This window comes from Stenotrophomonas maltophilia, assembly GCF_013464485.1.
GTDB classification, from domain to species: domain Bacteria; phylum Pseudomonadota; class Gammaproteobacteria; order Xanthomonadales; family Xanthomonadaceae; genus Stenotrophomonas; species Stenotrophomonas maltophilia_AW.
This window is the reverse complement of sequence record NZ_RAUX01000028.1, coordinates 108,894-130,920: the sequence shown is the minus strand read 5'-3', so window position 1 is coordinate 130,920 and position 22,027 is coordinate 108,894. Positions and strand designations below refer to the sequence as shown.

Below are 22,027 nucleotides of genomic sequence, written 5' to 3'. Positions count from 1 at the left end.
CCCGGCACTACCGCATCGTTACTTCTCCCGCCGCCAGTTGATCGACCCACGGTTTTCCACCGTGCTCGATTCCACTTCCACATCGAAGCCGCGGCGCAGCAGGTACTTCAGCGTGATCACCGAACCGGCACCGACCAGCGACACGCCGTAACCGACGTACAGCTTGGGCGAGATGTACTTGCCAACGCCGATCACCGAGCCACCCAGCGCGCGCGACTGGCTCACGCCGGCATCGTCCAGACCCAGCTTGGCACCCAGCTGGGAGGCCAGCAGGCCGCTGCCGGCCGAGAGTGCCGCCGAGGCCGCATTGACCTGCTGGGTTTGGTCGCTGCTGGCGCCGGTCAGACTGCGGCCCAGCACCAGGTAGGCCAGCGCTTCGGACTGCGACATCGCCGGATCGGACCATACGTCCGCACGCGGTTGCTGCGCACGCCCGGTCACGTCGATGCCGGCAGTGACATCACCGATCCGGCGCTCGGCGCGGATGTTGATGCGCGGGTCGGATACCGCGTTGTAGTTCCAGGTGAGGTTGCCGCGGGTGATGGTCAGGTCCTGACCATAGGCCTTGTAGCGACCGCTCACTTCCAGGCCACCGTTGGCGGTCATCTCGCGGCCGGGCTTGGCCCACACCTGCATCTTGCCGGTCAGTGCACCCTTCAGGCCGAAGCCGGTCATCTTCACCTTGTCACCCAGACTGACCACCAGGTCCATGTCCAGGGGCGAGGTGCGCGATTCTTCAGGATCGGCCGGGTCCAGCACCACCACGTCTTCGGACACCGAGGTGCCGCGGTCCAGGCGTTCGAGGTCGATATCAGCCTCGGGCACGTGCACGGTGCCGCGCAGCTCCATCGCGGCCTTGGCCAGGGTGAAGTCGAGGTTCGGGTTGGCAACGATGCGCAGTTCGCTGGTGTTGGACAGCAGCACATTCTCGCCATGGATCTTCAGCTGCAGCGGCTGTGCATCGCCGAACCACGACAGGCCACCATCCACATACAGCGTGCCCTGGCCCGAGTTGGCCTGTGCGGTGATCTTGGCCGAGCCATCGGGCTGGGCCACGAAGCTGCCCTTGCCCTGATCGAGGGTCAGGCCCAGCGCCGGGAACTCGCCCTTGAAGTTGCTCAGCTGTGCATCACCGCCCAGTGATGGCTGGCCGCGCGTACCGCGCAGGCTGACGTGGCCTTCGATCAGGCCGGTCGGGCGCACGATGTCCGGCGAGAAAAGCTCCAGCCAGTACAGCCGCGACATGTTGAGGTACAGCTCGCCGTTCAACGGCGCACTGGCTTCCCAGCCGGTCTGCATCCTGGCATCGACGAAGCCGTTGCCCTGGAAGCCCATGCCCAGGTAGCCCTTGATGATGGCCGGGGTCATGTCCAGCTTCAGCGAGAACTGGTCATAGCGCACCAGCTCGCCACGGGTGGTATCGCCCACCGTGGCGCGGCTCTCGCCGAGGCGGATGCCGCCTTCCTTCGAACGCACTTCCACGTGGCCTTCCCAGGCATTCCCGCGTGGGCGGATCTGTGCGTCCAGACTGACCTCACCCCGCAGGTTGATGCGGCGGCCGGACTGCGGCGGCAGCCACGGCTGCACCAGCGCCAGCGGCAACGCGTCACTGCGCACCACCAGGCCCTCGCGCGGCCAATTCGCCTGTGCGCACAACGCGCCGCTGCTGGCTGCGGCCAGGCAGGCTTCGGACAGCGTGTAGGTACTGCCATTGATCGCGAACGCCGCCGGTGCACGCAATGACCAGGCATCGCCCTTCACCGGTGCGATGCGCAGCGCGGCCAGCTCGCCGCGCCACTGCGCGCCCTGCTGGCGCACGCTGCCCTGCAGCTCGATCGCGCCCATCTCGTTGCGGGTCTGCGCGGCCAGGCGCAGGTTGGAGACACTGCCCTGCGCATCCACATTCAAGCGTTCCAGCAGCATGCCGGCATTGACCTGCTGGCCCTGGATCGCCAGTGTGCCGCTGTCGCCACGCCACGGCAGGTGGCCCTTGATGCTCACGCTCTCGGCGCCGTAGCCGTCCCAGTTGAGGTTGTTGCCGACCAGGTCGGCGGTGATGTCCGGCGCATCGCGCGGGCCCTTCACCTGTACCTGGCCACGCAGGCCGCCATCGGCGCCCGGCAGCAGGTCACTCAGCTGCAGCGGTTCGAAACGCGCATCGATGTCGAGGCGGTCACCGACCTTGCCCGAAGCGGTCACCCGGCTGCTGCCCAGCGACAGCTTCAGGTCACCCTGGCCCTGCGCGCCCTGCAGCGCGAACTTGCCCTGCGCGTCCAGGTTGCGCTGACGCAGCACGCCCTTCAACGACGGCAGATCGACCGTGGCTTCCAACGTGCCGGCGGTACCCGGCGGTGCGTTTGCCGGCGGCGGCAGCTGGCGGCCCTTGGAGGCCAGGTTGCCGGACAGGCGGCCATTCCATCCCGGCACGAAATAGCCGGGGTCGAAGTCCTTCAGCGTGGCCTTGGCATCCCAGTCCAGCTGCGGTGCCCACGCCACCTGGCCTTCCACCTGCAGCTGGCCACCTGGGGTCTGCGCCTGCAGCTGGTGGATCGACGCGGCCTGATCGTTGCCGCGCACATCGAAGTGCAGCTGTGCCTTCTGCGCGTCGCGCTCGACCTCGGCGCGGCCGATCGCCGCCCAGGCCTTCAGGGTACCGGCCAGGCCGAAGCGTGCTTCCTTCAGGGTCACCGGCACCGGTGCGCTGCCGGCGGTATTCGGATCGGGCGCCGGTACGTAGGTCAGATCATGTGCGACCACCGAGAAGTTGAGCTTCTGCTGGTTTTCCTGGCTGAAATCGGCGGTGCCTTCCAGCCGCGCCTCACCGCCAAGACCCTTCACCAGCAGCGGTGAGACTTTCAGCACCTGGTCCTGCAGCGACACCACCGACGGTGCCAGTTCCAGTTCCTGATCGCCCTGTTTCACCTTGCCACGCAGATTGGCGTTGCCGCCCTTGCCGGCGGCGGTGAAGTCCAGTGCCAGCGGCGCGATCGCCGAGCTGGCCAGTGCCGGCGACAGCAGCGCCAGATCCAGCTCGTCACTGCGGATGCTGGCGCTCCAGCTCGGATCGGTGCGGCCATCGAACACCAGCATCGCGTGCAGCGGCTTCGGCGCGCGCCCGGCTACGGCCACTTCCATGTGCGACAGGTCACCGCGCGCGACCAGGCCGACGGTGGCGGCCGTGCGGCCACGCGGCGCCGGCAGCACCGCGGTGACGGTCACATCGGTGTCGTAGTCCTTGGCCGGGATGTAACGACCCTGGGCGGTGAAATTGCCCATGTCGCTGTCCACCACCAGTTTGTGTGCCTGGAACTCGCCATTGGCGATCTCGATGCCGCCGCGCACGCGACTGATGTCGATCACCGGCTCGTTGGCCTGGCTGATGCGGAAGCCGTCGATGGCGATGGCATCGGCCTGGATCGCCAACGGCATTTCGATCTGCGGCAGCGAATCGGGCCACGACGGCAGCTTGAACGGCTCGTCACTCTTGGCCAGGTTCAACGTCGCGTTGGTCAGCTCCAGCTTGTCCAGCAGCAGCTTGCGGCCCAGCAGCGGGCGCAGGTCCGGCTCCAGATGGGCGCGCTCGGCGTGGAAATGGATGTCGTCGTAGCGGAAGTCGACGTTGTACAGGGTCAGCGGACCGGCCACCGGGCCGTCCACCTTGTCCCAGGTGAAGCTGGCGCCCACCGGCAGCCGTGCCACCACCTGCGCCAGCAGCACGTCACGCCCGGCCACGGTCTGCAGCAACCAGTACACCGCCAGCAGGGCCAGCAGCACCAGGCCCAGCACGCCCACACCGGACCAGGCCCAGAAGCGGCGGCGGCGGTAGAAGCGCACGCGCGGCGGCGTGGTCGGGTTCGGAGTGGGTGCGGGCGTACTCACAGGTCCGCTCCGATGTTGAGGTACAGCTGGAACTGCGAATCCGGGTTGTTCAAGCCATGCGCGATATCCACGCGCACCGGGCCCACCGGCGATTTCCAGCGCACGCCGAAGCCGACGCCGGTATGCAGATCGATGGTGTTGTCGAAGGCGCTGCCGGTATCGACGAACACCGCCGCACCCCAGGGGCCACCATTGAAATAGTGCTCGTACTCGGCCGAGCCGATCACCAGGTTCTTGGCGCCCAGCGCGTACTTGTCCGGTGCCGGGGTCCGCGGGCCCACCTCGCGATAGGCATAGCCGCGGATGCTGCGGTCACCACCGGCGAAGTAGCGCAGGCTGGGCGGCATCGCCACCAGATCACTGGTCCAGGTGGTGCCACCCTCGCCGCGCAGGATCAGGCGGTTGCTTTCGCCCACCGGGATGTACCAGCGCAGCACGGCATTGGCCTGCACGAAGCTGGTGTCCGAACCGGCACCTTCAACGCCGGCACGCATCGTCGCAGTACCGCTGATGCCCTTGCGCGGGAACAGTTCGTCATCGACGTTGACGTAGTCGGCGACCATCTGCGGGTACACCAGCGTCGACGTGTTGTAGACCGCGTCGGTGAATTCGGTGCCGGAGGCATAGCGCCAGCGCTCGCGCAGCGCGTTGATCGAGGCGATCGCGGTCCAGTGTTCGTTGATCTCGCCGCTGCGGCTGGCGATCAGCTTGAAGTTGCGCAGGTCGATGTAGTCGGTCTGCTCGTCGTAGGCGCTGGCAGCGAAGGTGTACCAGCCATCAAGCCAGTTGAAGGCCGGAATGCGGTAGCTGGTGACCAGGCTCTTGCGCTTCTGCGCATAGTCCAGCTGCGTGTTCATCTTGTGGCCGCGGTTGTTCAGCCACCGCCGTTCGATGCCACCGCGCACACCCGGGCCACTTTCGCTGCCGTAGCTCAGACCCGCGGTGTAAATGGTGCGCTTGGCACGGGTCAGCTTCACATCCACCGGCACTTCGCCGTTCGCATCGGCCTGGTCGGGCCGCGGCTGGATGTCGATCACGCTGAAGTAGTCCAGCTTGGTCAGCGACTCGCGCAGCCGGTCCAGCTTGCCCTCGTGGAAGTAGCTGCCCTGTTCCCAGTACACCAGCGGATCGAACAGCTTGTCGACGAAGTAGTCCTGCTCGAAACGCACCGGTCCCATGTTGTAGCGGCGGCCGCTGTCCCAGGTCAGGTCGATGTCGGCGGCGTTGTCGGCACGGGTGATCTGCACCTGACGCTGGGTGTAGTCGGCATCGAAATAGCCACGTTCGGCCAGGCGACGGGTGACGGTGATCTTGCTGGCTTCGTACTGCGTGTGTTCGAAACGCTGGCCCTTGCGCGGCTTGAACGCGGCCAGATCGTCCTGCAGGTACTGGTCGTACATCGCCGGCCCGGTGATGTCGATGTGCTCGCGGCGGACGGTCACCGGGGTGCCCTTGTCGACATGGATCAGCACGCGCACGTGCTCGTCCTCGCGCGGCGCCTCGACCTTGATCACCGGGTTGTAGTACCCGAACGGTTCCAGTGCCTGGCGGGTCTGCCGCTCGGCCTGTGACAGCAGGTACTCCAGGCGCGATTCGCCCTGTTCCTTGCCGATCGTGTCGTACAGCGACAGCGATTCCTGGATGTTCTCGATGATTGCGGCGTCGTCGCCCTTGTCCAATCCCTTGATGTCCACCTTGTCGATGGTGCCGCGCGCGTGGGCCACGGAGGTGGCGGCCAGCGACAGGACCATCAGCGGCAGGGCGTATTTCTTTGGCTGCATGCGGCACAGCATACCGACCGAAGGTGACGATGCGAAATGCATCACGTCATTGGGGATCGGTTGTTAAGTGGCGGTCAAAATACGCGCCTTTGTGGCGATCGTCGTGATCGCAGCCGAGGATGCCGGCATCGTGCGCGATGCCGGCAATGACCCCGATGGACATCCGCCAGCGGTGATCCGGTAGTGCCGGCCACTGGCCGGCAACCCACAGATCGATCCGATGCGCGGTGGCAATGCCGGCCAGCGGCCGGCACTACCGATACGGGCGTCAGCTCGACAGATGCTCGATCGCTGCCACCTTGCCCAGGCGCTCGCCCAGCATCGTCAGCAGCGCCAGGCGGTTGCCACGCAGCGCCGGATCCTCGGCATTGACCATCACGCCATCGAAGAACGCGTCGACCTGCGGGCGCAGGCGTGCCAGGCGCGCCAGCACAGCCACATAGTCCTTGTGCTGCAGGCTGGCGCCGGTGTCGTCGATGGCCGCGGTGACCGCTTCAGCCAGCGCGCGCTCGGCGTCTTCCTGCAGCAGCGCCGGGTCGATCTGGGCCGGGATGTCGCCTTCGGCCTTGCGGAGGATGTTGCGGATGCGCTTGTTGGCCGCAGCCAGCGCCTCGGCTTCCGGCAGCGCGGCGAAGGTGCCGATCGCATCCAGGCGGCGGTCGAAGTCGTACAGCGAGGCCGGCTTCAGCTCGGCCACCGCATTGAAGTGCGTGGCCGGCACGCCCTTGTCGGCGTAGTAGCCCTTCAGGCGGTCGAGGATGAAGTCGTACAGCTCGCCGACATCAGCCTGCACGTTGCGTGCGGCCAGGCCGGCGTTGGCGCTGGCCAGCAGCGCGCGCAGGTCCAGCTCGAAGCCGCTTTCGATGATCGTGCGGGCCAGGCCCAGCGCGTTGCGGCGCAGGGCGAACGGGTCCTTGTTGCCGGTCGGCTTCAGGCCAGCGGCGAAGCCACCGGCCAGCGTGTCGACACGTTCAGCAATCGCCAGCACCTTGCCCAGCGGCGACAGCGCGATGTCGTCACCGCCGAAGCGCGGCTGGTAGGCCTCGTCGATGGCCAGCGCCACATCGGCCGATTCGCCACCGGCCACGGCGTAGTGGCGGCCGGCGATGCCCTGCAGCTCCGGGAACTCGTTGACCATGCGCGACTGCAGGTCGTTCTTGGCCAGCTCGGCCGCACGTTTGGCCTGCGCAGCGTCGGCGCCAACCTGGGGTGCGATCACTTCGGCCAGGGCGGCCACGCGCGCCACCTTGTCGGCCACGCTGCCCAGCTTGGCCTGGTAGGTCACCGTTTTCAGGCCGTCGCCCATCGACACCAGGCCCTGCTTCAGGTCCTCGTCGAAGAAGAACTTGGCATCAGCGAAGCGCGGGCGGATCACGCGCTCGTAGCCCTTGGCCACTTCGGCCACGTCCTTCGATTCGATGTTGGCGATGCCGATGAACTTCTCGGTCAGGGTGCCAGCGGCATCCAGCACCGGGAAGAACTTCTGGTTGATCTCCATCGTCTCGATCAGCGCTTCCTGCGGCACCGCCAGGAACGCGCGTTCGAAGCTGCACAGCACTGCCGACGGCCATTCGACCAGGTTCACCACCTGCTCCAGGTTGTCGTCGGTGATGCGGGCGCTGCCACCGGCCTTGGCCGCAGCGGCCTCGACCTCGGCAACGATGCGCGCACGGCGTTCGCTCGGGTCGACCAGCACGAACGCGGCACGCAGGGCTTCAACATAATCCTGCGGCTGGGCCAGCGACACCGCCTGGTCGTGGTGGAAACGATGGCCACGGCTGACGCGACCGGCCTGCAGGCCGAACAGCTCGGCTTCAACCACGTTGGCACCGTGCAGCAGCACCAGCCAGTGGGCCGGGCGCGCGAAGCCCCAGGCGTGGTCACCCCAGCGCATCGGCTTGGGAATCGGCATCGCCGCGATCGCCTCGCGCAGGATCTCCGGCAGCAGGCTGGCAGTGCTCGCACCCGGGGTCACCGCGCGGTGCACGAAACGCTCACCCTTGTTGTCGGTGGTCTTCTCCAGCGCGGTCCAGTCGATCCCGGCCTTGGCGGCGAAACCCTGCAGGGCCTTGGTCGGCTGGCCTTCGGCGTCCAGCGCGATGTTCAGGTACGGGCCCAGCACTTCGCTGTGCTGTTCCGGCTGTTCCAGGCCGACGCCCGGCAGCAGCACGGCCAGGCGGCGCGGGGTCGACAGCGGGCGCGCATCGCCCAGTTCCAGCGCGACACCGCGCTTGCGCAGGCCTTCGACAACACCGTCGAAGAACGCCTGGGCCAGGCCCGGCAGCGCCTTGACCGGCAGCTCCTCGGTGCCCAGTTCGATCAGCAGGGGGGACAATTGGCTCATCGGTTCGATCCTGTGGTGGGGGCGCAGCGCGCAACGCGTCCGGCGCCCCGGAGGTTGAGAGAAGGGGGGAGCGGCCGTCAGGCCTTCTTCGCGCCCGGGAAGCCCAGCTTCTCGCGCTGCTCGTAGTAGGCCTTGGCCACCGCCTGGGCCAGCGCGCGCACGCGCAGGATGTAGCGCTGGCGCTCGGTCACGCTGATCGCACGGCGTGCATCGAGCAGGTTGAAGGTGTGGCTGGCCTTCATCACCTGCTCGTAGGCAGGCAGCGGCAGGTTCACTTCCACCAGCTTCTGCGCTTCGCGCTCGCAGGCATCGAAGCGGTGGAACAGCTCTTCCACGTCGGCGTATTCGAAGTTGTACGTGCTCTGCTCCACCTCGTTCTGGTGGTAGACGTCACCGTAGGTCACCGGCTGGCCGTCCGGGCCGTAGGTCCAGACCAGGTCGTAGACGTTGTCGCAGTTCTGCAGGTACATGCACAGGCGCTCGAGACCGTAGGTGATCTCGCCCAGTACCGGACGGCACTCCAGGCCACCGGCCTGCTGGAAGTAGGTGAACTGGGTCACCTCCATGCCGTTGAGCCAGACTTCCCAGCCCAGGCCCCAGGCACCCAGCGTCGGCGATTCCCAGTTGTCCTCGACGAAGCGCAGGTCATGCACCAGCGGGTCGATGCCCAGCGCCTTCAGCGAATCCAGGTACAGCTGCTGGATGTTGTCCGGCGCCGGCTTCATCGCCACCTGGTACTGGTAGTAGCGCTGCAGGCGGTTCGGGTTCTCGCCGTAGCGGCCGTCGGTCGGGCGGCGCGAGGGCTGCACGTAGGCCGCGTTCCAGCCTTCCGGACCGATCGCACGCAGGAAGGTGGCCGGGTGGAAGGTACCGGCGCCCACCTCCAGGTCGAGCGGCTGGATGAGCACGCAGCCCTGCTGGGCCCAGAACTGGTTCAGGGTCTGGATCAGGCCCTGGAAGGTGATCGGAACGGTCGGGGTCGCGGACATGCGTACGAGTCTTGGCCGGCAAGGGGGTGCGCTAGTATAACGGCCGACCTGCGGGGCATTCCGTACCCGGGAGGAGCAGGCAGATGGAACATCGGCTGCCGGCAGGCACGCCCGGCGAGGCGGGCGGTGCCCCGTTGCCCTGGGGACGGCTTCACTTCGAGCAGATTGCCGCGGCGCTGGCCGCCGATGGACTGGTGGCCGAGCAGGACCGCGAGCGCATGCGGTTTTCCGCGCAGGGTGCGCGCAACGCCAGTGAAGTGCATCCGCTGGTGCTGCTGTCCAACCTCAAGCTGGCCGCCACCGGCGGCGGCGAACTGACCCTGGAGCGCCTGACCGAGTGGCTCGCGCAGCGCACTGGCAGCCGCTACCTGCGCATCGATCCAACCCGGGTCGACGTTGCTGCGGTCACTGCGCTGGTATCGCATGCCTACGCCCGCCGTCACCGCTTCCTGCCACTGGCGGTGGACGCCGAGCGCGTGCTGGTGGCCACCAGCGAACCGTTGGTGCAGGAATGGCGCCGCGACCTGCAGCACCTGACCCGCCGCCGCATCGAGCTGGCCGTGGTCAATCCGCTGGACCTGCACCGCTACACCATGGAGTTCTACGGGGTGACCCGCTCGGTGCGGGGCGCCCGCGGCGACGTGCGCGGCGAGGCCAACACCACCCTGCCCAGCTTCGAGCAGCTGGTCGAGCTGGGCCGCACCGGCGACGTCAATGCCGACGACCAGCACATCGTGCACATCGTCGACTGGCTGCTGCAGTACGCCTACGAGCAGCGCGCCTCGGACATCCACCTGGAGCCACGCCGCGAGATGGGGCGCATGCGCTTCCGCATCGACGGCGTGCTGCACAAGGTGTTCGAAGTGCCGCCGGCGGTGATGACCGCGGTGGTCAGCCGCATCAAGGTGCTGGGCCGCATGGACCTGGCCGAACGCCGGCGCCCGCAGGACGGCCGCATCAAGACCCGTTCACCAGGTGGCCGCGAGGTCGAGATGCGCCTGTCGACCATGCCCACCGCCTTCGGCGAGAAGTGCGTGATGCGCATCTTTGACCCGGATGCGGCCTTCAAGAGCATCGACCAACTCGGTTTCAGCCCGCAGGAGGCCGCTGGCTGGAATGCGCTGGTCGAGCGCCCGCACGGCATCGTGCTGGTCACCGGCCCGACCGGCTCGGGAAAGACCACCACCCTGTATTCCACGCTGAAGCGGCTGGCGACGCCGGACGTGAACGTGTGCACGGTGGAAGACCCGATCGAGATGATCGCGCCCGAGTTCAACCAGATGCAGGTGCAGGCCAACATCGACCTGGACTTCGCCAGCGGCGTGCGCACCCTGCTGCGGCAGGACCCGGACATCATCATGATCGGCGAGATCCGCGACCTGGAAACGGCGCAGATGGCGGTGCAGGCCTCGCTGACCGGCCACCTGGTGCTGTCCACCCTGCACACCAACGACGCGCCATCGGCGGTCACCCGCCTGCTCGACCTGGGCGTGCCGCATTACCTGCTGGCCAGCACCCTCAACGGCATCCTCGCCCAGCGCCTGGTGCGCACGCTGTGCCCGCACTGCAAGCAGCCGCACAGCCTCGGCCCAGCTGATTGGGCGGTGCTGGCTGATAGCCATGGTGCATATCCAGATGCCGCCACGCCCTGTCGACCGGTCGGTTGCCTGGAGTGCCGGCGCACCGGATTCCTCGGCCGTATCGGCCTGTATGAGTTGCTGCCATTGGGTTCGCGGCTGCGCGGGCAGATCCGCGCCGACATGGACCTGGCCGGTTTCACCCGTGCCGCGCGGACTGAAGGGCTGCGAACCCTGCGCCAGGCCGGGCTTGAAAAGGTGGCGCTGGGGCTGACTACAATCGAGGAAGTCCTGTCAGTCCTGCCGCCCCCGGATGAACCCAGCCCCGTTCCTGATTCTTGAAACCGGCCGCCCGGTACCGTCGCTGCGCCGCTACGGGCGCTTTCCGCACTGGATCCGGGTCGCCGCCGGGCTGGAAGAACACGAGACCGTGGTGGTCGATGTTGAACATGGCGATGCATTGCCCGACCCGCGCGCCTTCGCCGGCGTGCTGGTGACCGGTTCGGCCGCCTTCGTCACCGACCACGCCGACTGGAGCGAGCGCAGCGCTGCGTGGCTGCGCCAGACCGCCCACGACGACCTGCCGGTGTTCGGCATCTGCTACGGCCATCAGCTGCTGGCGCATGCACTGGGCGGTGAGGTGGCCTACAACCCGGCCGGCCGCGAGTCCGGCACGATCGAGCTGGAACTGCAGCCGCAGGCCGCACAGGACCCGCTGTTCCAGGGCCTGCCGCAGCATTTCGCTGCCCACGCCACCCATCTGCAGACCGTGCTGCGCGCGCCCGACGGGGCCGAGGTGCTGGCCCGTTCGCCGCTGGACGGCTGCCACGCCTTCCGCTGGGGCCGCCAGGCCTGGGGTGTGCAGTTCCATCCGGAGTTCGCCACCCACCACATGCGCGGCTACGTGCGCGCCCGCGCCGACTGCATCGGCCGCCATGGCGGCTGCGCCCGCAGCATCGAGCGCGCGGTCAGTGCCGCGCCGCTGGCCCGCCAGCTGTTGCGGCGCTTCGTCCGCCAGGCGCGGCTGTCTTCAGCCCAGCCGATGGCAAAACAGGGATAATCGGCGGCACGGGCAGCCGCCCGGCCCCCTCCTGTCCTTCCCGGATGTCCATGAAAGAGATTCGCAAGCTGCCGGCTTCGGCGGGCGCCCAGTGGTTGCTGGATACGTTCTCCCTGTACCGGCGTGCGCCGCTGCAGCTGGCCCGGATCGGCCTGACCTGGCTGCTGGTGAGCTGGGTGGTCACGCTGTTGTCGACACTGATTCCCGGCGCCGCCGGCATGGCTGTGCAGCTGATGACGCTGGCCATCTCGCCGATCATGTTCGGCGGCATGCTGTATGCCGTGGGCGAAATCGATGAAGGCCGCCCGGGCCTGGCCTCGCACCTGCTGCAGCCGATCCGCGACCACCGCGTCAGCCACCTGCTGGTGCCGCTGGCGATCCAGGTGCTGGCGGTGCTGCTGCTGGGCGCGCTGCTGTTCCTGATGATCGGCCGCGAGGGCTTCACCGCCTTCAGCGAGGTCATGACCAAGATGGAAGAGATCAGCCGCAGTGGCCAGCAGATCAAGCCGGACGATGCAGCGGCGCTGGTCGCCAACCTGCCCGCCAAGCGCATCGCGCTGTGGATGCTGCTGGTGTTCCTGAGCGCGGTCGCGCTGTCGCTGGCGATGTTCACCCAGCCGGCGCTGGTGGTGTTCGACAAGCAGAGTGGCATGCACGCGCTGCGCCTGAGCCTGCAGGGCTGTATCGAGAACATCGGCGCGATGATCGTGTTCGCCGCACTCGGCCTGATCGCCGCGTTCTGCATGTACATCCTGTTCGTGATCGTGATCCAGATCGCGATGCTGATCGGTGGCCCGCTGGCCGCTGCCTTCATCGCCCAGCTGGTACTGACCACGGTGCTGATGCCGCTGTATGTCGGCGCGGTCTACGCCGCGTGGAAGCAGATGTTCGTGCACCGCGGCAGCCGCGCGGCGCCGCCGATTCCGACCACGCCGACCTCCAGCGACGTGTTCCACGCCTGACCAGCACATCGGAAAAAAAGGGGACGGAGGGGATTAAGTCGTTGGAGGCACAAACGACTTAATCCCCTCCGTCCCCTTTTTGCTTTTCAGGCAGCGGGCTTCTTTACTACCGACGATGGCACCAGCCAGCGTGCGGCGTGGATGCCCAGCTCGTACAGCAGGCACATCGGGATCGCCAGCATCAGCTGCGACACCACGTCCGGCGGGGTCAGCACCGCCGCCACCACGAAGATGCCGACGATCGCGTAGCCGCGGCCTTCCTTGAACTGCTGCGGCGTCACCCAGCCCAGCAGCACCAGGATCACCATCGCCACCGGCAGTTCGAAACTGCCGCCGAAGGCGAAGAAGATCGCCAGCACGAAGTCCAGGTAGGCATTCGCGTCCGGGGTGATCGCGATCACGTCCGGGCTGAAGGTGGTGAGGAAGTGGAATACCGCCGGCAGCACCAGGAAGTAGGCGAAGGCACAGCCGGCGTAGAACAGCAGCACCGACGACACCAGCAATGGCACCGCCAGGCGCTTCTCACGTGCATACAGGCCCGGCGCGACAAAGGCCCACAGCTGGTACAGCAGCCACGGCACCGCCACGAACAGCGCGACGAAGAAGGTCAGCTTCAGCGGCGCGAAGAAGGCACCGGCCGGGTTGGTGGCGATCATCGTCTGCCCGTTGGGCAGCTGAGAGACCAACGGCTCGGCCAGCGCGTTGTACAGCTTCTGGGTGAACGGCAGCAGCGCCAGCAGCACCACGCCCAAGCCCAGCAAGGCACGTACCAGGCGGCCGCGCAGTTCCACCAGATGTTCAACCAGCGAGCTTTCGCCGAAATCCTGTTCACTCATGGGTGCCGCTCCCTGCTCTGCGCCGGCGGCATCGCGCCGGCTTCAGGAGGCATGGCCGGAGCCGGCTCGGCATCACCACCGTCCTGCACCGGTGCATCAACGTGGGGCTGGGCGCTCATGTGCGGCGGCAGATCCGCCTGCGCGGGTGCCCTTGCTTCCTGCACCAGGTCATCTCCCTGCTGCTGCGCCTGCTGGGCTTCGCGACGGATCGCTTCACCGCTGGCGCGCAGCTGGTTCTCGGTGTCCTGCATGCCCTGGCGCACGTCCTGCATCTGCCGCTTGATGTCCTCAGCCTGCAGTTCGCGTTCCAGTTCCTGTTTCACCGAATCCCACTGATTGCGGGCACGACGCACCCACAAGCCGGCGAAGCGGGCCGCCTTGGGCAGGCGCTCGGGACCGAGCACCACCAAGGCGACCACTGCAATCACCAGCAGTTCGCTGAAGCCGATATCGAACACCGCGAACGCTCCGGATCAGCGAGCGTTGCGGTCGTGCTCGTCCTGCGCGGTGCGCGAGGCATCCTGGCTGCGCGACTCATCGCCCAGCTGCGCGTTCGGCTTGTCCTCATCGCGCATGCCCTTCTTGAATTCCTTGACCGCCGAACCGAGGTCCTTGGCGCCGCTGGTCAGGCGCTTGGTGCCGAACACCAGCAGGACGATGGCCAGCACGACCAACCAATGCCAGATGCTGAAACTGCCCATAAAGACGCTCGTTACGTTAGTGATCAGGCTGTCGAGCATAGCGCACCGGCTGTTAGCCGGCGCGCGTGACGAAAGTCAGTTTCCGCCCAGCGTTTCCGTGCGGATTTCGCCATCGCTGACCGGCTGGAAGCCCTGCTGCTGCGGCGGCGGGTTCTGCGGCACGTTCTGCAGCGGTGCGGTGGTAGCTTCGGCCGGCGCTGCAGGCGTTGCCTGAACAGGCGCCGGAGCAACCGCCGGAGCCGCTGCCGGACGCGGGGCGCTGCTGCCATTGCCGCTGCGGTTGTTGCGCGCAGCATAGGTAGCCTCTTCCAGGCGATCGCGGAAGGCGACCACATCCATCGACGGCGAACCGGCGGCACGCCCTTCGAAGATCATGCGTGGCGTGGTATTGCTGCCATAGGCGTCCAGGTTGGCGGCATCGTCGATCTGCAGCACTGCGCCGTCCAGCGCAACGCCGGCAAACAGGCCGCGGGCGCGGGACCAGGACCAGATCTCGGCCTTCAGCTGGCCGTCGGTGGCAGCAGCCGCATTGCGGCCGACCGGGCCGGCGGCGACGCCAGCGTCGGCACCCAGGGTGAATTTGCCGTTGACCAGGTTGTCCAGGCTGCGATCGTTGCGGAACACCAGCACCACGTCCGAGGACTGCACACCGGCCTGGAAGCCGATGCTGCCGCCGGTGAGCTTCACGAACACCGGGTTGGACCAGGCGCCATTGGGCATGCGCACCGACATCAGGCCGTGGCCACGGCGACCGCCAATGACCAGACCGGCCTTGATCGTGTCGGGAATGACGATGACCGCGCGGCCTTCGTCGAGCAATTTGTCCGGAATGCCCTGTTCAGGGATTTCCTGGATTTCAGCCAGCACGCGCACGGCATTACGGGCGCGCTGGTCTTCCTGCGGTCCGGCCATGGCCTGGCTGGACAGCAGGCTGGCGGCGATCAGCAGGGCTTGGATCGGGCGACGCATGGCAGGCTCCAGAAGTCAGTCCATAGGAAGATATAGCAAGTGACTGAAATTAGTAGTGTTGTCATGAATCTCCAATGAGCGTTGCCTGCTCACATTGATGCGCGCTATGTCAGCAATCCGAACCCTGCATCCCGGCGCGGCGCCGGATCGGCGACAATGACGCCCATGCTCGACGCACCCGATACCGCCGTGCTGGCGGTCAACCTAGGCACGCCCGAGACGCCGACGGCCCCCGCCGTACGCCGTTACCTGGCTGAATTCCTGTCCGACCCCCGCGTGGTCTCGATCCCGGCACTGCTCTGGCAGCCGCTGCTGCGCGGACTGATCCTGCCGCTGCGCAGCAGCCGTTCAGCAGCCAAGTACGCCCAGGTCTGGCTGCCGGAAGGCTCTCCGCTGATGGTGCATACGCGCCAGCTGGCGCAGGCCATGCAAGCGCTGTTGCCGACCCTGAAGGTTCGCCATGGAATGCGCTATGGCGAACCGGCGCTGGCCAGTGAGCTCGACCGCCTGGCGGCCGACGGTGCACGCCGCATCGTGGTGCTGCCGCTGTACCCGCAGTACTCCACCACCACCACCGCCTCGGTCGAAGACCGCGTCGATGCCTGGCAGCGCCGCAATCCGGGCGTGACCGTGAGCCTGGTGCGCGACTATTCGGTCGATCCGGGCTGGGTCGACGCCGTTGCCGGCTCGATCCGCCGCTACTGGGAACAGCACGGTCGCGGCCAGAAACTGATGTTCTCCTTCCACGGCATCCCGCAGCGCCTGGCCGATGCAGGCGATCCGTATCCGCAGCGCTGCGAGGCCAGTGCGCAGGCCATCGCCAAGGCACTGGGCCTGGGCAGGGACGAGTGGCAGATGGGTTACCAGTCGCGTTTCGGCCGCGAGCGCTGGCTGCAGCCCTATGCCGAACCCAGCCTGTGGGCGCTGGCCGAATCCGGTGTGAAGCAGATCGACGTGGTGTGCCCTGGCTTCGCCACCGACTGTCTGGAAACGCTGGAGGAAGTAGCGATGGGTTTCACCGAAACGCTGGCCGAGCGCGGCGCGACGATGCGCTACATCCCCTGCCTCAACGCCGAGCCGGAACACGCCCGCGCCCTGGCGCGGCTGGCCGTGGCCTCGCTGGCATGAGTCTGCAACCGTTTGAACTGGAGGTCGGTGGCGCGCGCGTCGCCGGCCTGCGCAACCACGGCGATGGCCCGCGCGTGCTGGCCCTGCATGGCTGGCTCGACAACGCGGCCAGCTTCGTGCCGCTGGCACCGCATCTGTCGTCGCTGCAATTGGTGGCGATCGATCTGCCCGGCCATGGCCACAGTGCACATCTGCCGGCGGGTGCCAGCTACACCACCGCGACCGCGATCTGCCACGTGCTCGATGTCGCTGATGCACTGGGCTGGGACCGCTTCAGCCTGCTCGGCCATTCGATGGGCGCCGGCATCGCCAGCCTCACCGCCTCGGTCAGCGACCGTGTCGAACGGCTGGTGGCAATCGAAGCACTCGGCGGCCTGCGTGGTCCCGAGGAAGATACCGCCAACCGCCTGCGCGAGCATGTGAATGCCACGCGTGGGTTGGCGCGCAAGCAGTTGCGCGTGTTCCCCGACCTCGCCGCGCCGATCCGCGCGCGGATGATGACCAACCAGCTCAGCGAACGCTGTGCACGGCTGCTGGTCGAGCGCGGCGTGGAGCCGGTCGAGGGCGGCTACCGCTGGTGCAGCGATCCGCGTCTGATGCTGCCCACGGCGATCCGCCTCAGCGAAGGCCAGATCGACAACCTGCTGCAGGCCATCGCCTGCCCGACGCAGGTGATCTATGCCACGCCGGCACAGTCGTATTATCCCGAGCCGATGCGCAGCGATCGCCTGCAGCACCTGCACGATGGCCGTCTGGCGGTGTTTCCCGGCAACCATCACCTTCACATGGAAGATCCGGCGCAGATCGCCGAAGTGATCCTGCGCTTCTTCAGCAGCGACAACGGCGGCTGAGTCGGGGCGTCCGCGCACTTCACTCTGCGCAGTTGCGGCCGATACATCAGTTGCGGGCCACTGCGCCCGCAGCACGCAGGTCCGGTCGGGCCTGCGGCGTGTGTCTGGTTCTGCAAGGAAGTCCGCATGCCCGCTCTGCTGCACCGTCACCCACAGGATGTGGCCACGGTGTCCCGTCTCCGCGTCGCTGATCGCGTCGCATTCCCCGTATTCCCGGCCCGCGCCCTGGTCACGCACTCCTGCGTGCGCCGCGGCGTGGCCGTTGTCGTTTGCTGATCCAGGAGTCGCCGATGTCCGTTGCATCCTCCCGCCCCCCCGATAATGTCCGCCTGCCGCATCTGCAGCAGATTGCCCGCTGCGCCGATCGTCGCCTGCTGATCGGCAGTGCGGCATTGGCCGTCGCCGGCATGGTGCTGGCCCTGCGTGGTCCGCAGGTACAGACCGCCGTGCTGGCTGCCGCTGCAGTGCTGCCTGCCGCGTGGCTGGGTGGATCCCAGGCTGGCCGTGGTATCGCCCGCAATGGCCTGGCGTTGCTGCTGTCGCTGCAACTGGCCTTGCTGTGCGCGATCGTCGGCCTGTCACCTGCACTGCCGGTTGCCCTGTTGCTGGGCGTGCTGCTGGGGCACCGCGATCGCCTGCCGGTGTGGCTGGCCGGTGGGGTCGGCACGCTCGCACTGCTGGCCCCGTTGCTGAGCGGTGCCACAGTGTGGCCGACGCTGCTGCAGGCCGGCATGTTCGCGGGCCTGACCTTGTTCCTCGGCCAGATCGCACTGCGCCTTCGGCAGCAGACCGAAGCCCTTGGGCACGGCCCGCGTCGGCTTGCCGCGCTGGCACGCGATATCGCCACCGGTGCCGATCTTGGCGCGCATGCCGATACACGCGCCTATGCGCCGGGCTCACTTGCCCACGCCCTGGCCGACACTGCGCGCCACGTGCAGGCCCAGCGTGGGCGCGAGGCCGCGTCGCATGCCGAGAACGCGCAGATCCGCCAGGCACTGGATGCCTCGCGCACCGCGATGATGATCGCCGACAACGACCATGTGATCCGCTATGTAAACCGCTCGGTGGTGGCGCTGCTGCGCAATCAGCAGGCGACGTTGCGACAGGCCTTCCCCGATTTCGACGCCGAGCGCCTGGTGGGCAGCAGCATCCATCGCTTCCATGCCAACCCGGACCGCATCCGCGCGATACTCAATGGTCTGCAGGTCACGCACAACGGCAAAGTGCAGATCGGCCCGGTGCACTTCGCCCAGGTGGTCACGCCGGTATTCGATTCGCAGGGTGCCCGCCTGGGCTTTGCCGTCGAATGGCATGACCGCACCCATGAGCTCGCGCTGGAGAACGCCGTGGCAGGCATCGTCGCAGCGGCAGCGGCCGGTGACCTGGACCAGCGCCTGCAGGCCACTGAAGGCGCCAGCTTCCTTGATGGCCTGACCGGTGGCATCAATCAGCTGCTCGATACGCTCGGCAGCACCGTCAACGATGTGCGGCAGATGCTTTCGGCACTGGCCAACGGCGATCTGGATCAGCGCATGCGCGGCGAGTATCACGGCGCTTTCGCTGCCATCCAGCGCGACGCCAATGCCACGGCGGGCCAGCTGGCGCGCATGGTGGGCCGCATCCAGCAGTGTGCATCTTCGATCAGTACCGCGGCCAACGAAATTGCTGCCGGCAACGGCGCCCTGTCCGAACGCAGCGAGCGCCAGGCCGCGCACCTCCAGGAAACCGCGGCATCAATGGAGGAGCTGACCGCCACCGTGCGCCAGAACGCCGCACATGCGCGCGAGGCCAGCGAGCTGGCCGCTTCCACGCAGAGCGCCGCCAGTGATGGCAACACGGCCATGCAGCGGGTAGTGGATACCATGCAGGCCATCGAAGGTGCCTCGAAGCGGATCGGCGACATCACCGGCGTCATCGACGGCATTGCCTTCCAGACCAATATCCTGGCGTTGAATGCAGCAGTGGAAGCGGCGCGCGCCGGCGAGCAGGGCCGCGGCTTCGCCGTGGTGGCCAGTGAAGTGCGGGGGCTGGCACAGCGTTCGGCGGCGGCGGCCCAGGAGATCAAGAAGCTGATCGACGAAGCCGGCCGCCAGGTGGGCGAAGGTGCCCAACTGGTGGCGGATGCTGGCCAACGCATGCAGGGGATCGTGGGGGGTGTTGAGAATGTCAGCCACCTCATGCGTGAGATCTCTGCCGCGTCGCAGGAACAGTCGATCGGCATCGAGCAGATCAACCAGACCGTGGTGCAGATGGACCAGGCCACGCAGCAGAATGCTGCGCTGGTGGAGGAAGCGACTGCCGCAGCACGTGAGCTGCAGTCGCAGGCGGGAACGCTTGACGATGCAGTTTCGGTGTTCCGTCGCCAGGAATCACACGGCGTGGCGCTGGTCGCCTGATCCCGGTTCTCAGGTGACCCAGATGAAGACGGCGCCCGCWGGGCGCCGCTTTTCTGCATGTTGTGCGTGATGGGTCACGCCGGTAGCGGCCCATCGTGGTGCGCGCCGTGGTTCCGCGCAGGGGCATCCACGCATGGCGTGGATCTACTGGTAGTGCCGGCCGCTGGCCGGCAAACGATTGCGGTGTGGGCCTACTGTCGGTAGTCGCCAACCTTGGTTGGCGCCCTGCTTCCTCGCAGCGAAGCACACCCACGTATCGCGTGAATTTACCGGGGTTGCCGGCCAGCGGCCGGCACTACCGTGCACGACGCCCCCAACCATCGGCCGTTGCCCCATCCGCCCCCAGCGGCTATGGTCCCGGGCTGTTCTGTCGTACCGGATTGCCTCATGTCACCACGCAAAGCCCTTCCCACTGCCCTGGCCCTGGGCCTGACCCTCGCCGCCGGCGCCCACGCCGATGAAGGCATGTGGATGCCGACCCAGCTGCCGGAGCTGGCCAAGCCGCTGCAGGCCGCAGGCTTCAAGGGCAATCCGGCCGACCTGGCCAATGTCACCGCACCGCCGCTGAGCGCGGTGGTGCGTGCCGGTGGCGGCACCGGCTCGTTCGTATCGTCGGACGGCCTGCTGCTGACCAACCACCACGTGGCGATGGGCGTGATCCAGTACAACAGCTCGCCCGAGCACGACCTGATCAATGGTGGCTTCATCGCCAGGGACCGCGCCGACGAGCGCCCGGCCAACCCGGACTTCCGCGTGCTGGTCACCGTCGGCTTCGACAAGGTGACCGACCAGGTGCTGGCGCAGGCGCGTGGCAAGACCGGCCGTGCCTACTTCGATGCGGTGGATGCGGCCAGCAAGCAGATCGTGGCCGAGTGCGAGAAGGACGGCAGCGTGCGCTGCTCGGTGGCCAACATGTACTACGGCACCGATTTCTACCGCATTGCCCAGCTGGAGCTGAGCGACGTGCGATTGGTCTACGCGCCGCCGCGTGCGATCGGCAACTACGGCGATGAGATCGATAACTTCATGTGGCCGCGCCACACCGGCGACTTCACCCTGCTGCGCGCCTATGTCGGCAAGGACGGCAAGCCGGCCGCGTACAGCAAGGACAACGTGCCCTACCAGGCGCCGGCGCACCTGCAGATGTCGGTGGAAGGTCCGAAGGAAGGTGACTACGCGATGCTGGCCGGTTACCCGGGCATCACCTATCGCCACCGTACCGCGGCCGAATTCGCTGGCCAGATCGATACTGTGCTGCCGCGCCGCGTATCGGTGTTCCAGCAGATGATCGACACCATCGAGGCCGCCAGCGCCAAGGACGCGCAGGCGCGCACCCGCTACGCCTCACAGCTGCAGTCGCTGAAGAACAACCGCAAGCGCGCCGCCGGTGAGCTGGAAGGCCTGTTGCGCAGCGACGCCAAGGCCCAGCGTGCCGCCGACGAGACGGCGATGCTGGCTGCCACCGATCGCAAGTATCAGGGCGACATCAACGCGCTGCTGACCAACCTGTCGCAGGGCGCGGCGGTGGGCGAGCGTGACCTGCTGCTGGACCAGATGGCCGCGCAGAGCCAGCTGCTGCGCTCGGCACTGCTGCTGGAGCGTCTGCGTATCGAATCGGCGAAGCCGGACGCGCAGCGCGAGAGCGGCTACCAGCAGCGCGACCAGGCGATGATCGAAGGCGTGCTCAAGCAGGTCCAGCGTCGTTACGCGCCGGAGGTCGAGAAGGCGCTGCTGACCACCCTGCTGACCCGTTACCAGCAGCTGCCGGACGCGCAGCGCGTGGCCGAGTTCGATGCGGCCTTCGGCCGGACCCCGCAGCAGCTGGCCAAGGCGCTGGACACGCTGTACGCCGGCACCCAGCTGGGTGACGAGGCGCAGCGCCTGTCGCGCTTCGCTGCTGCGCGCGGAGGCAAGGCGCTGGCCGCCGATCCGATGATCGCCGTGGCCGGCCCACTGGTGGCCGCGCAGCTGCGCATCGAGAACGAGAGCAAGACCCGCGAAGGCGAGCAGCTGCGCCTGCGCCCGGCCTACATGCAGGCGCTGTTCGCCTGGCGCGCCAAGCAGGGCCGCGCGGTGTACCCGGATGCCAACCGCACGCTGCGCATCAGCTACGGCAAGGTCGAAGCCCTGCACCCGCGCGATGGCGTGACCTACTCGCCGGTGACCACGGTGGCCGGCATCGTCGAGAAGAACACCAACGCCTATCCGTTCGACGCACCCAAGCCGCTGCTGGCGGCGATCGCCAAGGGTGACTTCGGCAGCACCGCCGATCCGGCACTGAAGACCCAGACGGTCAACTTCTTGACCAACCTGGATACCACCGGCGGCAACTCCGGCTCGCCGGTACTCAACGCCAAGGGCGAACTGATCGGCCTGAACTTCGACAGCAACTGGGAATCGGTCAGCGCCAGCTGGTGGTTCGACCCGCGCTACAAGCGTGCGGTGCACGTGGACATGCGCTACCTGCGCTGGCTGCTGGCCAAGGTCTACCCGGCACCGGAGCTGCTGAAGGAAATGGGCGTGCCGGCCCAGTAAGAAGCCGGCCACGACCAAC

The 22,027-nt window shown here is 67.3% G+C and carries 15 protein-coding genes; 7 read left to right on the top strand and 8 right to left on the bottom strand.

What is annotated here, in order from left to right:
- Nucleotides 1–18: 18 nt before the first annotated feature.
- The 4 genes from D7Y61_RS12750 to glyQ form a co-directional block, all read right to left on the bottom strand.
- Nucleotides 19–3,879, bottom strand: a complete 3,861-nt coding sequence (locus D7Y61_RS12750; protein WP_180866535.1) for a translocation/assembly module TamB domain-containing protein — start codon at nucleotides 3,877–3,879, stop codon at nucleotides 19–21.
- Entirely contained in the window at nucleotides 3,876–5,672 is a 1,797-nt protein-coding gene (locus D7Y61_RS12745; protein WP_080291770.1) for an autotransporter assembly complex protein TamA, read from the bottom strand. The genes D7Y61_RS12750 and D7Y61_RS12745 overlap by 4 nt, the downstream gene beginning before the upstream one ends.
- A 256-nt stretch (nucleotides 5,673–5,928) precedes the next feature.
- Nucleotides 5,929–8,004, bottom strand: a complete 2,076-nt coding sequence (gene glyS / locus D7Y61_RS12740) for a glycine--tRNA ligase subunit beta (RefSeq protein WP_180866533.1) — start codon at nucleotides 8,002–8,004, stop codon at nucleotides 5,929–5,931.
- Between the two features lie 77 nt (nucleotides 8,005–8,081).
- On the bottom strand, nucleotides 8,082–8,993 hold the full coding sequence (glyQ, locus tag D7Y61_RS12735) for a glycine--tRNA ligase subunit alpha (protein ID WP_049430272.1): 912 nt from the start codon (nucleotides 8,991–8,993) through the stop codon (nucleotides 8,082–8,084).
- Nucleotides 8,994–9,076: 83 nt separating this feature from the next.
- On the opposite strand from glyQ, the gene D7Y61_RS12730 reads away from it, so the two are divergent.
- From D7Y61_RS12730 to D7Y61_RS12720, 3 genes are read left to right on the top strand one after another with little or no spacing between them, the layout of a single operon-like run.
- The gene (locus D7Y61_RS12730) at nucleotides 9,077–10,912 is read left to right on the top strand and encodes a GspE/PulE family protein (protein ID WP_180866532.1); all 1,836 of its coding nucleotides are present in this window, start codon (nucleotides 9,077–9,079) and stop codon (nucleotides 10,910–10,912) included.
- The gene (locus D7Y61_RS12725; protein WP_180866530.1) at nucleotides 10,884–11,630 is read left to right on the top strand and encodes a glutamine amidotransferase; all 747 of its coding nucleotides are present in this window, start codon (nucleotides 10,884–10,886) and stop codon (nucleotides 11,628–11,630) included. Before D7Y61_RS12730 ends, D7Y61_RS12725 begins: the two co-directional genes overlap by 29 nt.
- Nucleotides 11,631–11,680: 50 nt before the next feature.
- Complete coding sequence (locus D7Y61_RS12720; protein WP_005411674.1) at nucleotides 11,681–12,592, top strand: BPSS1780 family membrane protein; 912 nt, start codon at nucleotides 11,681–11,683, stop codon at nucleotides 12,590–12,592.
- Between the two features lie 86 nt (nucleotides 12,593–12,678).
- Here D7Y61_RS12720 and tatC read toward each other — a convergent pair whose 3' ends face one another.
- From tatC to D7Y61_RS12700, 4 genes are all read right to left on the bottom strand, one after another.
- A complete protein-coding gene (tatC, locus tag D7Y61_RS12715; RefSeq protein WP_032128455.1) occupies nucleotides 12,679–13,428 on the bottom strand; it encodes a twin-arginine translocase subunit TatC in 750 nt (249 codons plus the stop codon).
- Nucleotides 13,425–13,886, bottom strand: coding sequence for a Sec-independent protein translocase protein TatB (gene tatB, locus D7Y61_RS12710; protein WP_180866528.1), 462 nt, complete (start codon nucleotides 13,884–13,886; stop codon nucleotides 13,425–13,427). Before tatB ends, tatC begins: the two co-directional genes overlap by 4 nt.
- A 15-nt stretch (nucleotides 13,887–13,901) precedes the next feature.
- Entirely contained in the window at nucleotides 13,902–14,129 is a 228-nt protein-coding gene (gene tatA, locus D7Y61_RS12705; protein WP_005420453.1) for a Sec-independent protein translocase subunit TatA, read from the bottom strand.
- Nucleotides 14,130–14,204: 75 nt separating this feature from the next.
- Nucleotides 14,205–15,098 carry a lipid-binding SYLF domain-containing protein gene (locus D7Y61_RS12700; protein ID WP_180866527.1) on the bottom strand — a complete coding sequence of 298 codons (894 nt, stop codon included), beginning with the start codon at nucleotides 15,096–15,098 and terminating at the stop codon, nucleotides 14,205–14,207.
- A gap of 165 nt (nucleotides 15,099–15,263) precedes the next feature.
- On the opposite strand from D7Y61_RS12700, the gene hemH reads away from it, so the two are divergent.
- The 4 genes from hemH (at nucleotide 15,264) to D7Y61_RS12680 (ending at nucleotide 22,008) form a co-directional block, all read left to right on the top strand.
- Nucleotides 15,264–16,226, top strand: a complete 963-nt coding sequence (gene hemH, locus D7Y61_RS12695; protein ID WP_180866541.1) for a ferrochelatase — start codon at nucleotides 15,264–15,266, stop codon at nucleotides 16,224–16,226.
- On the top strand, nucleotides 16,223–17,077 hold the full coding sequence (locus D7Y61_RS12690; protein ID WP_180866526.1) for an alpha/beta fold hydrolase: 855 nt from the start codon (nucleotides 16,223–16,225) through the stop codon (nucleotides 17,075–17,077). The genes hemH and D7Y61_RS12690 overlap by 4 nt, the downstream gene beginning before the upstream one ends.
- A gap of 290 nt (nucleotides 17,078–17,367) precedes the next feature.
- Nucleotides 17,368–19,473 carry a methyl-accepting chemotaxis protein gene (locus tag D7Y61_RS12685; RefSeq protein ID WP_180866525.1) on the top strand — a complete coding sequence of 702 codons (2,106 nt, stop codon included), beginning with the start codon at nucleotides 17,368–17,370 and terminating at the stop codon, nucleotides 19,471–19,473.
- A 387-nt stretch (nucleotides 19,474–19,860) separates the two neighbouring features.
- Nucleotides 19,861–22,008 carry a S46 family peptidase gene (locus D7Y61_RS12680; RefSeq protein WP_180866524.1) on the top strand — a complete coding sequence of 716 codons (2,148 nt, stop codon included), beginning with the start codon at nucleotides 19,861–19,863 and terminating at the stop codon, nucleotides 22,006–22,008.
- Nucleotides 22,009–22,027: the final 19 nt, after the last annotated feature.

Excerpts from the sequence above, each read along its gene's own strand:
- D7Y61_RS12730 (WP_180866532.1), top strand. The coding sequence starts at position 9,077 with ATGGAACATCGGCTGCCGGCAGGCACGCCCGGCGAGGCGGGCGGTGCC.
- D7Y61_RS12720 (WP_005411674.1), top strand. The coding sequence starts at position 11,681 with ATGAAAGAGATTCGCAAGCTGCCGGCTTCGGCGGGCGCCCAGTGGTTG.
- D7Y61_RS12745 (WP_080291770.1), bottom strand. The coding sequence starts at position 5,672 with ATGCTGTGCCGCATGCAGCCAAAGAAATACGCCCTGCCGCTGATGGTC.
- D7Y61_RS12690 (WP_180866526.1), top strand. The coding sequence starts at position 16,223 with ATGAGTCTGCAACCGTTTGAACTGGAGGTCGGTGGCGCGCGCGTCGCC.
- D7Y61_RS12700 (WP_180866527.1), bottom strand. The coding sequence starts at position 15,098 with ATGCGTCGCCCGATCCAAGCCCTGCTGATCGCCGCCAGCCTGCTGTCC.
- tatA (WP_005420453.1), bottom strand. The coding sequence starts at position 14,129 with ATGGGCAGTTTCAGCATCTGGCATTGGTTGGTCGTGCTGGCCATCGTC.
- D7Y61_RS12680 (WP_180866524.1), top strand. The coding sequence starts at position 19,861 with ATGTCACCACGCAAAGCCCTTCCCACTGCCCTGGCCCTGGGCCTGACC.
- tatC (WP_032128455.1), bottom strand. The coding sequence starts at position 13,428 with ATGAGTGAACAGGATTTCGGCGAAAGCTCGCTGGTTGAACATCTGGTG.
- glyQ (WP_049430272.1), bottom strand. The coding sequence starts at position 8,993 with ATGTCCGCGACCCCGACCGTTCCGATCACCTTCCAGGGCCTGATCCAG.
- D7Y61_RS12725 (WP_180866530.1), top strand. The coding sequence starts at position 10,884 with ATGAACCCAGCCCCGTTCCTGATTCTTGAAACCGGCCGCCCGGTACCG.
- glyS (WP_180866533.1), bottom strand. The coding sequence starts at position 8,004 with ATGAGCCAATTGTCCCCCCTGCTGATCGAACTGGGCACCGAGGAGCTG.
- hemH (WP_180866541.1), top strand. The coding sequence starts at position 15,264 with ATGCTCGACGCACCCGATACCGCCGTGCTGGCGGTCAACCTAGGCACG.
- D7Y61_RS12685 (WP_180866525.1), top strand. The coding sequence starts at position 17,368 with ATGTCCGTTGCATCCTCCCGCCCCCCCGATAATGTCCGCCTGCCGCAT.